Source organism: Yoonia sp. (assembly GCF_017854565.1).
Classification (GTDB): domain Bacteria; phylum Pseudomonadota; class Alphaproteobacteria; order Rhodobacterales; family Rhodobacteraceae; genus Yoonia.
The window spans coordinates 24,803-38,832 of sequence record NZ_JAFMHJ010000032.1 but is presented as its reverse complement, the minus strand read 5'-3'; the positions used below and the strand labels follow the sequence as shown (position 1 = coordinate 38,832).

The following is a 14,030-nucleotide window of genomic DNA, read 5'->3' as shown; positions in this document are numbered from 1 at the left end:
CCCGGGCGTTAAGAACACGTGCATGGTCGTCCTCGAAGGGGTCATCCCAGCTGGATTTCCCATGTCGGATCAGGATGAGGCGTCGTGTCATGCAATTCACCGCCGCTAATTAGAAATGATGCCGCTGCCGAAACAACAGCCAAAAGACATATTCCGCTATCCGCCAGTCAGCACTATGCTTAAAAGGTAGCAGCGCTTCCTTGCATGGCTTGGTATGCCCGGCGACTTTATCGCGGCTCGCGGATGATCGAACCGGCACCGTGTTCAGTGAAAAGTTCCAGCAGACTGGCATTGGGCAAACGACCGTCCAGGATAACCACGGCACGTACACCTTTTGACAGGGCCTCTAGCGCGGTTTCAGCCTTGGGGATCATGCCGCCTGAAATCGTGCCGTCGGCGATCATCGCGCGCACCTGATCGGGGGAAAGCTGGGTTACGACCGCGCCGCTGGCGTCTTTGACGCCGGGCACATCAGTTAACAGCAGCAACCGGTCTGCTTTTAGGGCACCGGCAATCGCGCCAGCGGCGGTGTCACCGTTCACGTTAAAGGTCTCGTTGAAATCCATACCTGTGGCGACGGGGGCCACAACAGGAATAATCCCGGCCGTGAAGAGGTCACGCAGGACCTGCACGTTCATTTCGACCGGACGACCAACGAACCCCAGTTCCGGATCGTCCGCCACGGCGACCATAAGGTCATCATCCTTGCCAGAGAGACCCACGGCCCGCCCGCCTTCATCCATGATAGCCTGCACGATGCGTTTGTTGACAAGACCCGTCAGGACCATTTCAACCACCTCGACGGTGGCCTTGTCCGTTACTCGTTTGCCACGGACAAATTCAGATTTGATGCCGAGCCTGTCCAGCATTTCGTTGATCATGGGGCCGCCGCCGTGCACGATCACCGGGTTCATGCCGACCTGCTTCATCAGCACGACATCGCGCGCGAATTCGGCCATCGCATCGGCATCTCCCATCGCGTTTCCACCGAACTTTACGACCACCACAGCGCCAGAATAGCGTTGCAGATAAGGCAGGGCCTCGGACAGAGTACGGGCTGTGGCAATCCAATCGCGGTTCATCTCATCTGTCCTTTTCTTCATGAAATCCCCGCGATGATGGCGCGTAGCGTCGGGATACCCTCGCCCTTTTCGGACGACGTCAAAATCAGTTCGGGATAGGCTGCTGGATGCTTGACCAGTGCCGCGCGTGTTTTGTCCAGCGACTCTTGCAGCGTATCACCGCGCAGTTTGTCAACTTTGGTCATGACGACCTGAAACGTCACTGCTGAGCGATCCAGCAGGGACATGATCTCTTCGTCCACCGCCTTCGCACCGTGGCGGGCATCAATCAGCACAAACACCCGGCGCAGTGTTTGACGGCCGGAAAGATACTGCTTCAGCAATCGTTGCCATTTTTCAACCACAGCCAATGGCGCATTGGCAAAGCCATAGCCGGGCAAATCGACGACATAGATTTCGCCTGCGGTGAAAAAATTGATCTCTTGGGTGCGACCGGGGGTGTTGGATGCGCGCGCCAAACCCTTGCGACCGGTCAGCGCATTGATCAGCGACGATTTGCCCACGTTCGACCGCCCAGCAAAACAGATTTCCATCCGGTCAGCTGGCGGCAGACCTTCCATGGCGACCACGCCTTTGACAAACTCGGTCTGGCCCGCAAAAAGCAGGCGGCCTGCTTCCATCGCCTCGGGTTCCGGCGTTTCGGCCTCGGGAAAGCGGAGTTCCATTCTAAATCACCTCGACCATGTCGTTAAATCTGACCTTACCCGCCGTTCATGCGTCCGCATAGACGCTAACACGCTGAATAACCAAGCTGTCGCGCGGGGCGCTAAACGCTTGTTCGGATGGCGCCCCGTGGCACCACCAAGATCATTTAGTTGTCTTTTCCATTATCCGGATCGGCAAGCTTTTTGCGGCGGACGCTGGACTTGATATTGCCAAACACATCCGGCTTTGCACCGTGGCTCCGCATAATGGCGTATTGCTGAATGAATGTGATCGTGTTGTTGGCAATCCAGTACAACACAAGACCCGATGCAAACGAACCCAGCATGAACATGAAAATCCACGGCATCCATGCAAAGATCATCTGCTGTGTCGGATCGGTTGGCGCCGGGTTTAGTTTTTGCTGCAGCCACATGGAAATACCCAAGAGGATCGGCAGAATACCAAGCGCCAGGATCGACAATGGCCCAAGGTCGGGCGCTGCAAACGGCAACAGGCCGAACAGGTTGAGGATCGACGACGGGTCAGGGGCGCTGAGATCCTTGATCCAGCCGATCCATGGCGTATGCCGCAATTCGATCGTGACAAAGATCACCTTATACAGCGAAAAGAAGATCGGGATCTGCAACAGGATCGGCAAACAGCCCGAGGCGGGGTTCACCTTGTTTTCCTTGTATAGCTTCATCATGCCTTGCTGCATCGCCTGCTTGTCGTCGCCGGTGCGTTCCTTGAGCTTTTCCATCTCTGGCTGCAGCTCTTTCATCCGCGCCATTGAGACGTAGGATTTATAGGCCAGCGGGAGGACCAGCGCCTTGAGAATCACCGTGAGCGCAATAATCGACCAGCCCATGTTCCCAATGAACCCATGCAACGTGTGCAGGAGCCAGAAAATCGGCTTGGTCAGGAAGAAAAACCAGCCCCAGTCGATGCTGTTGAGAAAGCCAACCACACCCTCCTCGTTTTCATAGTTGCGGATCGCTTCCCATTCTTTGGCGCCAGCGAACAGCCGTGTGGTGACAGTAACGGTTGCGCCCGGCGCGACGGTTTCAGACGGCATCACAGCCTCGGCCTGAAACAGTTCGCGACTCTCGAAATACTTGGAGGTCGAACGGAACGGTTTCGTCTGATCAGGGATCAGCGTTGTCATCCAGTAGTGGTCAGTATAGCCGATCCAGCCAGCGGTCGCGACGTCAAGCCGTTCGGCTTGCGTGCGTTCGCGGTCGTCGACCGCATAGTCTGCGATGTCTTTGTATTTTGTTTCCTGCAGTTCCCCGTCGGTCATGCGCACCAGACCTTCATGCAGGATAAAGAAACTCTTCAGGTCAGAAGGAATTCCGTGCCGCCGTAGCAGGCCATAGGGCCGGGCCGAAACTGGGGTTGTACCTGTGTTCTGAACACTTTGGGCGATGTCGAACATGAACTTGTCGTCAACCGACACGACCGTGCGAAACACTTGGCCCGCGCCATTGTCCCACACAAGCGTCACAGGGGTGTCGGGTGTCAGCGTCTCGCCGCTTTCCACAGTCCACAGGGTGTCGGGTCCGGGTACGGCGGCGGCATCCAGACCTTCGGTCGCGGTCCAGCCAAAGGCTGCAAAATAGGCATCGGGTTCGCCAACAGGGCGCAACAGGCGAACGGTGGCCGAATTATCATCAAGCGTTTCGCGGTAATCACGTAGCGCCAGATCATCAATCCGCCCGCCCAGCAATGACAGTGAACCGCTCAGCTCGGCTGTTTCAATCGCAACACGCGGCGCATCGGCTTCGGCGGTTTGGGCCGCATCAGCAGCGGGTGCCGTGCCTGCGGCAGGCTCACCGACTGGCAATGTGCCTTCGGTCGCCGCGATTGTCGTTTCAGTCGCGGGATCAAGTGGCGCGGGCGCTGGTGGAAACAGAAACTGCCACGATACGATCACCAGAAAACTGAGCACCGTCGCCATGATGAGGTTCTTGTTCTGGTCTTCCATCTGAAACCGTCCATATTCTTATGAAAATCTGAGGGCCGTTCAACCCCCCGGGGGGGGAAAGGTCAAGCGGTTTTCAATAGAAACAGCCCTATCAGCCTAGTTGTGGTAACCGATGTGCGTCGATTCGGCTTCGTTCCAATTGCACCCAGGTACATCAAACGAAAGAACGCCGACCTGTGATGCCTTGTTTTGGCCAGTCCTGTTGCTCCAGACGCTGCGCCATGTCAGCCTAGGGGATATTTCACGCAGGAGTTTGCCATGACTCGTTATTATTTTACTTTGCTCGTATCGCTTGCGATGAACTTTGTTGCTTTTGCTGCGATGGCGGACGGGCCAGTGCCCCCGACACGTACGGTGTACGAACGCGGTATCGATCTGGTCGGCACCGATCTGGCGAATATCTTTGATACCACGCTGCCCGCCTGCGAGGCAGCCTGCGCCAATGATCCCGCATGTCAGGCGTTCACATTCAACCAACGCTCAAACGCTTGTTTCCCTAAAACTGATATCACGGGCGTGGTGCCCTATGACGGCGCAATATCGGGCCGCGTCTATCCAACCGATCCTACCGTCTTGGCAAATGTGAATGCCCGTGTCGCGGAACTCGCGTTCCTGACCGAGGGTGATTTGGCCGCCGCCAGAGATTTTGTACAGGGGCGCAATTGGCCGCAACCGGATGCAACGTTTCCACAGCGCGCCGCCGCCGTTGCCGCGCAGGAAAGTGATCTGGCGGCTGATTGGCTGGCCTATGCGCGCTTGGCCCGGACGCAGCCGCAATCGCGGATCACGGCATTCGCTTTGCCTGCCACCGTCGCCGGCTATCTGCGCGCCGTTGACCCCGAAACGCGCCGGCTTGCCGCCGTGGAAATGTCATTGGCCCTGGAAGAGCGCGGTCGCGGTCGCGCCATGATTCCCACTTTGCGTTTGGCACAAGCGATCCGTTTTGACCCGGCTACCGAAAGCCAGCTTGAGACCGCGATTGGCAAATATGGTTTTCGCGTCGTGGATACCCAGATTGAAAGCGACAGTGCCGCGCCGCGTATTTGTGCGGTCTTTAGCGAAGATCTGGTCAAGGCAGGCACCGATTATACCCCTTTCGTGCAGTTGCCCGAAACGCAGTTGGTCGTATCGGTGAACGATGGCCAACTGTGCGTCGATGGCGTGCGCCACGGCAACCGCTACCGTATCGTCCTGCGTCAAGGTCTGCCTGCGGCAAGTGGGGAACAGCTGCGCCGCCCTGTCGAGCTCACTCTCTATGTCCGTGACCGGGCGCCTGCGGTGCGGTTTGTCAGCCGTGCCTATGTGCTGCCACGTCTTGGCGATATTGCGATTCCGCTGGAGACGGTCAACCTGACAGAGGTTGATCTGCAGCTACGTCGGGTGGATGATCGGAACATCATGCGGAGCCTGCAAGAGGGGCTGCTTGGCAATGCCGTGTCACCTTATGATGCGGATTACCTGTCGACCCAGATTGGCACTGACGTCTGGCAGGGAACCGCACAGGTACAGCAGAACCTCAACCGGGATGTACTGACCCGTGTGCCGCTGAATGATGTGCTGCGCAGCGAACCTGCCGGGCTTTTCGTGTTGACCGCATCGGTGGCTGCGCTGGATGGGGACGCGCCGTATGCAACGCAGTGGTTTGTCCTGTCTGATCTGGGTGTCGCCAGCTATCTGGGCAATGACGGGCTGACGGTCGCTGTGCGGTCGCTTGGCGATGCATCGGCGACAGCGGGCGCGCGCGTGTCGCTTGTTTCGCGTAGCAACACAGTGTTGGCTACGACGCAGACCGATGACGATGGCGTTGCCCGGTTTGCTGTGGGTATGACGCGGGGTTTGGGCGGCAACGCGCCCGCCCTGATCACCGTCCAACACGGCGGCGACATGACGTTCCTGTCATTGACTGACCCCGCGTTTGATCTGTCTGATCGCGGGGTCGAAGGGCGCGAACCGAGCCCGCCAATGGATGTGTTTCTTGCAGCTGATCGGGGTGCGTACCGCGCCGGCGATACGATTCATGTCACGGCGCTGGTGCGCGATCAGACGACAAGGGCCTTGTCTGGCATCCCTTTGACCGCTGTGCTGACCCGTCCTGATGGCGTTGAATACAGTCGCATCACAGCGACGGCTGACTTTGCCGGCGGGCATGTCTTTGCCCTGCCTGTTGCCGCAGCGGCACCGCGCGGCACATGGGCGATCAGCGTATTGGCCGATGCCGACGCCGCGCCGCTGGCCCGCGACACCGTCTTGGTCGAAGATTTTCTGCCCGAGCGGATTGATTTCGATATGACCCTGCCTGTGGAGATCAGGCTGGGCGACGTGCCGAACTTGCGCATCGACGCGCGCTATCTGTTCGGCGCGCCCGGTGCGGACCTTGCTGTCGAAGGTGAAGCATTGTTGCGACCCGCAGCAACCCTGGACGGGTTCGCCGGGTATCGCTTTGGCCAATATGACACTGCATTCGACGCGCAGCTTCGCTATCTGGATGGGGCTAGGACTAATGCGAATGGCATCGCCAACCTGCCCGTTACCCTGCCCGATGTGACAGCGGCCCAGCCGCTTGAACTGCAGGTGACTGCCCGCGTGACCGAAGGCTCTGGCAGGCCGGTGGAGCGGCAGGTCACCATGCCAGTCTTGCCTGATCAATTGATGATCGGGATCAAGCCGCAGTTTGATGGGGTCATCGGCGAAGGCACGGAGGCGCAGTTCGACCTGATTGCGATTGCATCCGACCTGACACCGGTCGCCACGCAGGTGCAATGGGCGGTCAACAAGGTCACGACCCGCTACCAATGGTATTCGCTGGACGGTCGCTGGGATTGGGAACCGATCACGACCCGCACCCGGATCGCCAGCGGACAAACGACCCTGGGCGCAGGCCCTGTCAGCGTCGGCACCGCTGTCGGCTGGGGCCGCCATGAAATCGTGGTCGAGGCGACAGGCGCGGCATACACCGTCGCCTCAAGCAGTTTTTACGCGGGCTGGTATGCCCCGGCTTCGGCGAATGACACGCCCGATTTGCTGGAAGCCTCGCTTGATGCCGCAAGCTATGCGGTGGGCGATACCGCGATTTTTCGCATTGTGCCGCGTTATGCGGGCACCGCTGTGGTCACGGTCATGTCAGATCGTCTGATCACGATGAAAACTGTTGCGGTAACGACTGGTGAAAACTTGATCCAACTGCCTGTTACTGATGAATGGGGGGCGGGGGCCTATGTCAGTGCGTCGGTGATCCGACCCATGGATGTGGACGCTGGGCGCAATCCGGCCCGCGCACTTGGGCTGGGCTATGCGCAGGTTGCACCGGGCGAAAAGGCTTTGTCTGTCAGCCTCACCGCCCCCGATGTGATGCAACCGCGCGGCCCGCTGAATATTGGTGTGGATGTTGTTGGCCTGAAGGCTGGTGAAACGGCTTTTGTCACGCTGGCCGCTGTTGATCTGGGCATCTTGAACCTTACCGGCTTTGTCTCGCCTGATCCGCAGGGCTACTACTTTGGCCAGCGTAAACTTGGCGTTGAGATCCGCGATGTCTACGGTCGGCTGATTGATGGGCTGAACGGTGCGATGGGCACGATCCGATCTGGCGGCGATGCGATGGCACAGGCCGGACTGCAAAGCCCACCGCCCACTGAGGACCTCGTGACGTTTTTCACCGGGCCGATTGCCGTGGATGCCAACGGACAGGCGCAGATCACCCTTGATATACCCGCCTTCAACGGAACCCTGCGGCTTATGGCGATTGCATGGTCAGATATCGGCGTCGGGCAGGCCGAGCGCGATGTGCTGGTACGTGACCCAGTGGTTGTGACGGCCAGCGTTCCGCGCTTTTTGGCCCCCGGCGACCAAAGCCGCATGCTGTTGGAGATCGTCCATGCCGCTGGCCCCGCCGGTGAGATGGGTTTGACTGTGCAGGCCGATGGGCTGGCGCTTGCGTCGCAGCTTCCCAGCCGCTTTTCCCTTAGCGAAGGGGGCAAGCAGGTGTTCGACCTGCCCTTTGCCGCATTTGATCCGGGGAATCACACGCTGACCGTTACGTTGACAACGCCTGACGGCAATAAACTGGTCAAAACCCTGACCGTCCCCGTGGTGGTGAACGACCCGCAGGTCAGCCGGATCAGTCGCTTTACTCTTGCTCCGGGCAGCACGTTTACGTTTGACGACGATGTGTTTGCTGGCCTCGCGCGCGGAACCGGCACAGCCACCTTGTCGGCAGGGCCGCTGGCGCGGTTTGACGCACCTGGATTGCTCAATGCGCTTGATCGTTATCCTTATGGCTGCACGGAACAGATCACATCGCAGGCAATGCCGTTACTGTATCTTGATGGTGTTGCCACAGCGATGGGACTGGCCACGCGTGACCAGATCGGCGAACGGATGACGCAGGCGATTGCCGCAGTGACATCGCATCAGTCGGCCAATGGCGCGTTCGGACTTTGGCAGCCCGGGTCGGGTGACCTTTGGCTGGACGGTTATGTCTCTGATTTTCTGTCGCGTGCACGCACGTCGGGTTATGCGGTGTCTGACGTCGCATTTGACAATGCCATCGCCAATTTGCGCAACGGTGTGAACTATTATCCTGATTTCGACGAAGGCGGGCGCGATCTGGCCTATGCATTGTTCGTTCTGGCCCGCGAAGGGCAGGCAGCGGTCGGTGATCTGCGCTACTATGCCGATCAGAAAGCGGATGCATTCGACACACCGTTGGCCCGCGCACAGCTTGGTGCCGCCCTTGCCCAGTATGGCGATCAGCGGCGCGCGGATGCGATGTTCGCCAGTGCAGGTGTGTTGTTGGAACGCCAACTGACCCGCGATGAGGCACTTGATTGGCGCAGCGACTACGGGACAAACCGGCGGGATACGGCGGCGGTTCTGACCTTGGCGGTGGAGGCTGGCAGTGATGCGATCAATCGCGATGTTCTGTTGCGCAGCATTGGCGGCAATGCCAGCCGGGCCTCGACACAGGAGGCGGCATGGACCCTGCTGGCGGCGCATGCGCTGGTCAATGAGCTTCAGGGCGGCGGACTGGTAATTGATGGCCAAGTGCCTGCTGGACCTGTCGTGCAATTGCGCGATGCAGACACAGGCGCGGCACCGGTGACCGTCGCAAACACCGGCATCGACCCGACCGAGATCACGGTTACGACCTTTGGTGTGCCCACCGACCCCGAACCGGCAGCGGGCAATGGGTATGCCATAGAACGGGCCTATTTCACGACCGATGGGACGGCCGTTGATCCCGCCGCGATTGTCGCCGGAGCGCGGCTGGTCGCTGTCTTGACGGTGCGGCCATTTGGCCGGCAAGAAGCGCGGCTGATGGTGAATGATCCGTTGCCTGCGGGGTTCGAGATCGACAATCCTAACCTGCTGCAAGGCGGGGATATTGCCGCCCTTGATTGGCTCGCGCCCGTACGCGGTGAAAACGCGGAATTCCGGTCCGATCGGTTTCTGGCTGCGGTGGACTGGCGGTCGGATCAGCCGTTCCAGCTGGCGTATATCGTGCGCGCCGTGTCACCGGGTATGTTCCACCATCCTGCCGCATCAGTCGAAGACATGTACCGCCCACAAATGCGTGCGCGCACGGACGCGGGACGGGTCACGATTGCACCATGACACGCTGGCTGCTACGCCTTGCGGTCTTTATGTGGCTGGCCGCTGTCGGACGCGATGGGCTAGATCGGTGGATTGACAGCACCGTCCTGCCGCAGTTGCGGACCGAGGCCAGCGTCGAGGTGCGCGATCGCAATGACGACCTGCTGCGGGCTTATACGATGGTCGACGGGCGGTGGCGGATGCCGGTCACGCTGGACGCCGTCGATCCGGCCTATCTGCAAATGCTGATCCGCTACGAAGACAAACGCTTTGCCAGCCACAACGGGGTTGATTTTCTGGCGATGCTGCGGGCGGCGGGGCAGGCGGCGCGAAACGGGCGTATTGTTTCGGGTGGTTCAACCCTGACGATGCAGGTCGCGCGCTTGCTTGAGGATGGCAGCACGGGGCGCTGGGCGGGGAAACTACGGCAGGTGCGCGTGGCGTTCGCGCTTGAACGGCGCCTGAGTAAAGACGCGATTTTGACGTTGTACCTGAATAACGCGCCCTTTGGCGGGAACATCGAGGGGGTCCGCGCGGCATCCTACGCGTACTTTGACCGACCGCCCCGGCGGCTGACACCGGGGCAGGCGGCGTTGCTGGTGGCACTGCCACAATCGCCCGAGACACGCCGACCAGACCGCGCCCCATCAGCGGCGACAGCTGCACGAAACACCGTGCTGGCGCGTTTGCTGCGCGATGGGGTGCTTGACAGTGCCGCCTTTGCCGGGGCCACGCGCGATCCCGTGGTCCGCACGCGTCACGCCTTTCCCGCGCTGGCGCCCCATCTTGCCGATCGGGCGGTGGCCGGGGATCCGCGTGCCGGCCAACACGCCCTGACCGTGGACCGGCAGGTGCAAGCCGCACTAGAACGTTTGGCGGCGCAGGCTGTTGCTGGGCGGTCGGACCGGGTGCAGGTCGCGATTGTGGCAGCCGACCACACAACAGGGGAAATAGTTGCCAGTGTCGGATCTGCCGCCTATCAGGCGGACGGGCGCGCCGGGTTTATTGATTTGACACAGGCGGTGCGGTCGCCGGGATCGACCCTGAAACCGCTGATCTACGGGCTCGGCTTTGATCGGGGGTTGATCCATCCAGAAACCCTGATCGCTGACAGGCCGACAGATTTTGATGGCTACACGCCCCAGAATTTCGATGGACTATTCCGAGGCGAGCTGCGGGTGCGCACCGCCTTGCAACAATCGCTCAATATTCCTGCCGTGGCCGTGACCCAAGCGCTGGGGCCATATCACCTGATCGCGGGGTTGCGGCGCGCGGGCACCGATCCGCGCGTTCCGGGTGGTGTGCCGGGACTGGCCGTGGCGTTGGGCGGTGTGGGGATGACCCTGACCGAGCTGGTGCAGCTTTACGGCGCAATCGGCAATGACGGACGGGCGGTGGATCTGCGCTGGCATGCGGCACCAACGCCCGGCTTTGCGCCGCAATCGGTCATCAACCGCGCCGCGGCATGGCAGATCGCGGATATCTTGCTGGATGTGCCGCGGCCTGCTGGTGTGCAGGGGACCGGCATCGCGTACAAAACCGGCACTTCGTATGGCCACCGGGATGCGTGGGCCATCGGGTTTGACGGGCGGCACGTGGTTGGCGTTTGGATGGGGCGGGCCGACGGCACACCGGTGCCCGGCGCGTTTGGCGGGCAGTTGGCGGCCCCGGTGATGTTTGCAGCTTTTGCGCGCGTCAAGCCGCAGGTCGATCCAATTGCGGCCCCACCACCCGAGACCTTGATCCTGTCTACGGCACAGCTCCCGCTGCAATTACAGCGCTTTGGCGGCGCGGCCGCGACACGCACATTGGGACCAAGAATCGTGTTTCCACCCGATGGCGCCGTGCTTGACGGCCCAGTTTTGACGGCCAAGGTCAGCGAAGGCAGGGGGCCGTTCACTTGGCTGGCCAACGGGCGCCCTGTGGCCCGCACCCATCGCGCCCAGGTGGACATAAGCACCCTTGGGCCGGGCTTTTCATCCCTGACCGTCATTGACGCCGACGGCAGGGCAGATCACACGCAAGTCGCATTGCGCTAGGGTGCGGACGTCCGGTCTGCGTCCACAAGAGCGCTTGTGATGAGCTTGAAAAGTACCTATACGACAATGCTCGCACGTTTATATCTGGTAGTTTGAGGCGAAAATGACGATGCAGACGCCCTATTATCTGGTCGATAAATCTCGGTTGTTGCCCAACCTCGAGAAGATCGCCCAATTGCGCCAGCAATCCGGCGCCAAGGCGCTTTTGGCGCTCAAATGCTTCGCGACTTGGTCGGTATTTGATCTGATGAGCGAATATATGGACGGCACCACATCGAGTTCCTTGTTCGAGATGAAGCTGGGGCGCGAAAAGTTTCCCGGCGAAACACATGCCTATTCTGTCGCATGGGCCGACCACGAGATTGATGAGGTCCTGCGCAATTCGGACAAAGTGATCTTTAATTCCGTGGGCCAGTTGTCGCGGTTTGCCGACCGTTCACATGGCCATACCCGTGGGTTGCGTATAAATCCGGGGGTTTCGACATCCGGGTTTGATCTTGCCGACCCGGCACGTCCGTTCAGCCGTCTGGGCGAACATGACCCGGCTGTGATTGCACCGGTGCTGGACCAGATCAGCGGCTTTATGTTCCACAACAATTGCGAGAACGCTGATTTCGACCGTTTCGACAGTATGCTGGGCGGCATTGAGCAGCGCTTTGGACATCTGATCCGGCAGATGGAATGGATCAGTCTGGGCGGCGGTATCCATTTCACAGGCGCAGATTACCCGCTGGACCGGCTTGCGGAACGGCTCAAACGCTTTGCCGGAGAAAACGAAGTACAGGTCTACCTTGAGCCGGGCGAGGCGGCAGTCACCAATTCAACCACGCTGGAGCTGACCGTGCTTGACACGCTTTTCAACGGCAAGAACCTGGCTATCGTGGACAGCTCTACCGAGGCGCATATGCTGGATTTGCTGATCTATCGTGAAAGTGCGAAGGTGCTGCCAAATGCTGGCCCGGAACAGTGGATGGTGTGCGGCAAATCGTGTTTGGCTGGCGATATCTTTGGGGAGTTCCGCTTTTCTACGCCGCTCAGTCCGGGGGACAGGCTTAGTATCCAAGATGCTGCTGGTTACACAATGGTCAAGAAAAACTGGTTCAACGGGCTCAAGATGCCCGCCATTGTGATCCGCGAACTGGATGGAACCGAACGGCTGGTCCGCGACTTTACTTATGATGATTTCACGGCAGCCCTGTCGTGAACGCACGCGCCGCAAGGCAAACGGAAACCGTAAAACGGGGTAATTCACGATGAAAAAGAACGTTCTTATCATTGGCGCAGGCGGCGTCGCACAGGTCGTGGCGCATAAATGTGCGCAAAACAACGACGTGCTGGGCGATATCCACATCGCAAGCCGTACCCTTTCAAAATGCGACGAGATCATAGCATCTGTACGAGAAAAGAATGCGATGAAGGTCGCAGGCGTCCTGAAAGCGTATCAGGTCGATGCAATGGATACTGCGGCAGTGGCCGCCCTGATCCGCACGACGGGCGCACAGATCGTGATCAACGTCGGTTCACCCTTTGTGAACATGACCGTGCTGGACGCCTGCATCGAAACCGGCGCTGCCTATATTGATACGGCCATCCATGAAGAGCCCAACAAGATATGCGAAACACCGCCGTGGTATGGCAACTACGAATGGAAAAAGCGCGAAACCTGCGCGGACAAAGGCATAACCGCGATCCTTGGCGCGGGCTTTGATCCGGGGGTGGTGAACGCATTTGCCCGCTTTGCCATTGATCATTACATGGATGAAGTGACGTCGATCGACATTGTGGACATCAATGCGGGCAGCCACGGCAAATACTTTGCCACCAACTTTGACCCCGAAATCAACTTTCGCGAATTTACCGGAACGGTTTATTCTTGGCAGCAGGGCCAATGGCACGAAAATGCCATGTTCGAGGTTGGACGCGAATGGGACCTGCCCGTCGTCGGCACGCAAAAGGCGTATATGTCCGGCCACGACGAGGTGCATTCGCTGGCTGCAAACTATCCCGGCGCCGATGTGCGGTTCTGGATGGGTTTCGGGGAACACTATATCAATGTTTTCACCCTCCTCAAAAATCTTGGCCTGCTGTCCGAGCAGCCGGTCACAACCGCCGAGGGGCTAGAGGTTGTACCGCTGAAGGTGGTCAAGGCCTGTTTGCCTGATCCCGCATCGTTAGCCCCGGCCTATACCGGCAAAACCTGCATTGGTGATCTGGTCAAAGGCATCAAAGACGGCAAGAAAGTCGAGGTGTTCGTCTATAATGTCGCCGACCACAAGGACGCTTACCTTGAGGTTGGGTCGCAGGGCATTTCCTACACCGCTGGCGTGCCGCCGGTGGCTGCCGCGATGCTGATTGCCGATGGGACATGGGATGTGCAGACGATGAAAAACATCGAAGAATTACCACCCAAGCCGTTCTTGGCCACTCTTGATCAGCTTGGCCTGCCGACCCGTGTGCGCGACGCCGCAGGCGACCATGCGTGGAACGGCTGATAAAAGGGCTCTAACGTAAACCCGAACCCGTTGCACGGTCATTCATACGGGGTCTGGCACCCTATCCATCGGGGCTCTTGTCGGTCGTCTGTCGGTGGATGCTGGCAGGCGACTGGCCGGTGCGATATTCCATCAAACCTTCAGCAACCATCCTTTGAAATGCGTGCGCATGTTTCATGCTTGCGGGCATCGATGGTAA

General features: G+C 59.5%; 7 protein-coding genes and 1 pseudogene. 4 read left to right on the top strand and 4 right to left on the bottom strand.

The annotated features are described in order from the left end of the window. From QZ196_RS12790 to yidC, 4 genes and pseudogenes are all read right to left on the bottom strand, one after another. A pseudogene (locus QZ196_RS12790) lies at positions 1–91 on the bottom strand (histidine phosphatase family protein); the annotation flags it as partial. 136 nt (positions 92–227) lie between these two features. After that, on the bottom strand, positions 228–1,103 hold the full coding sequence (argB, locus tag QZ196_RS12785) for an acetylglutamate kinase (protein WP_296426985.1): 876 nt from the start codon (positions 1,101–1,103) through the stop codon (positions 228–230). After that, positions 1,100–1,747 carry a ribosome biogenesis GTP-binding protein YihA/YsxC gene (gene yihA, locus QZ196_RS12780; protein ID WP_296426984.1) on the bottom strand — a complete coding sequence of 216 codons (648 nt, stop codon included), beginning with the start codon at positions 1,745–1,747 and terminating at the stop codon, positions 1,100–1,102. Before yihA ends, argB begins: the two co-directional genes overlap by 4 nt. Before the next feature lie 146 nt (positions 1,748–1,893). Beyond that, positions 1,894–3,711, bottom strand: a complete 1,818-nt coding sequence (yidC, locus tag QZ196_RS12775) for a membrane protein insertase YidC (protein ID WP_296426983.1) — start codon at positions 3,709–3,711, stop codon at positions 1,894–1,896. 258 nt (positions 3,712–3,969) lie between these two features. On the opposite strand from yidC, the gene QZ196_RS12770 reads away from it, so the two are divergent. The 4 genes from QZ196_RS12770 to QZ196_RS12755 all read left to right on the top strand — a co-directional run bounded on the left by QZ196_RS12770 (position 3,970) and on the right by QZ196_RS12755 (position 13,831). Next, entirely contained in the window at positions 3,970–9,321 is a 5,352-nt protein-coding gene (locus QZ196_RS12770) for an alpha-2-macroglobulin family protein (RefSeq protein ID WP_296426981.1), read from the top strand. Further along, a complete protein-coding gene (gene pbpC, locus QZ196_RS12765) occupies positions 9,318–11,339 on the top strand; it encodes a penicillin-binding protein 1C (protein WP_296426979.1) in 2,022 nt (673 codons plus the stop codon). The genes QZ196_RS12770 and pbpC overlap by 4 nt, the downstream gene beginning before the upstream one ends. Before the next feature lie 109 nt (positions 11,340–11,448). Further along, complete coding sequence (locus QZ196_RS12760; RefSeq protein ID WP_296426978.1) at positions 11,449–12,543, top strand: carboxynorspermidine decarboxylase; 1,095 nt, start codon at positions 11,449–11,451, stop codon at positions 12,541–12,543. Between the two features lie 49 nt (positions 12,544–12,592). Then, positions 12,593–13,831: a saccharopine dehydrogenase family protein gene (locus QZ196_RS12755; protein WP_296426976.1), complete on the top strand. Its 1,239-nt coding sequence runs from the start codon at positions 12,593–12,595 to the stop codon at positions 13,829–13,831. Positions 13,832–14,030 lie beyond the last annotated feature (199 nt).

What these genes read in the sequence shown, in the direction of transcription:
- argB (WP_296426985.1), bottom strand. Translation starts at nt 1,103, where the DNA reads ATGAAGAAAAGGACAGATGAGATGAACCGCGATTGGATTGCCACAGCC.
- yihA (WP_296426984.1), bottom strand. Translation starts at nt 1,747, where the DNA reads ATGGAACTCCGCTTTCCCGAGGCCGAAACGCCGGAACCCGAGGCGATG.
- yidC (WP_296426983.1), bottom strand. Translation starts at nt 3,711, where the DNA reads ATGGAAGACCAGAACAAGAACCTCATCATGGCGACGGTGCTCAGTTTT.
- QZ196_RS12770 (WP_296426981.1), top strand. Translation starts at nt 3,970, where the DNA reads ATGACTCGTTATTATTTTACTTTGCTCGTATCGCTTGCGATGAACTTT.
- pbpC (WP_296426979.1), top strand. Translation starts at nt 9,318, where the DNA reads ATGACACGCTGGCTGCTACGCCTTGCGGTCTTTATGTGGCTGGCCGCT.
- QZ196_RS12760 (WP_296426978.1), top strand. Translation starts at nt 11,449, where the DNA reads ATGCAGACGCCCTATTATCTGGTCGATAAATCTCGGTTGTTGCCCAAC.
- QZ196_RS12755 (WP_296426976.1), top strand. Translation starts at nt 12,593, where the DNA reads ATGAAAAAGAACGTTCTTATCATTGGCGCAGGCGGCGTCGCACAGGTC.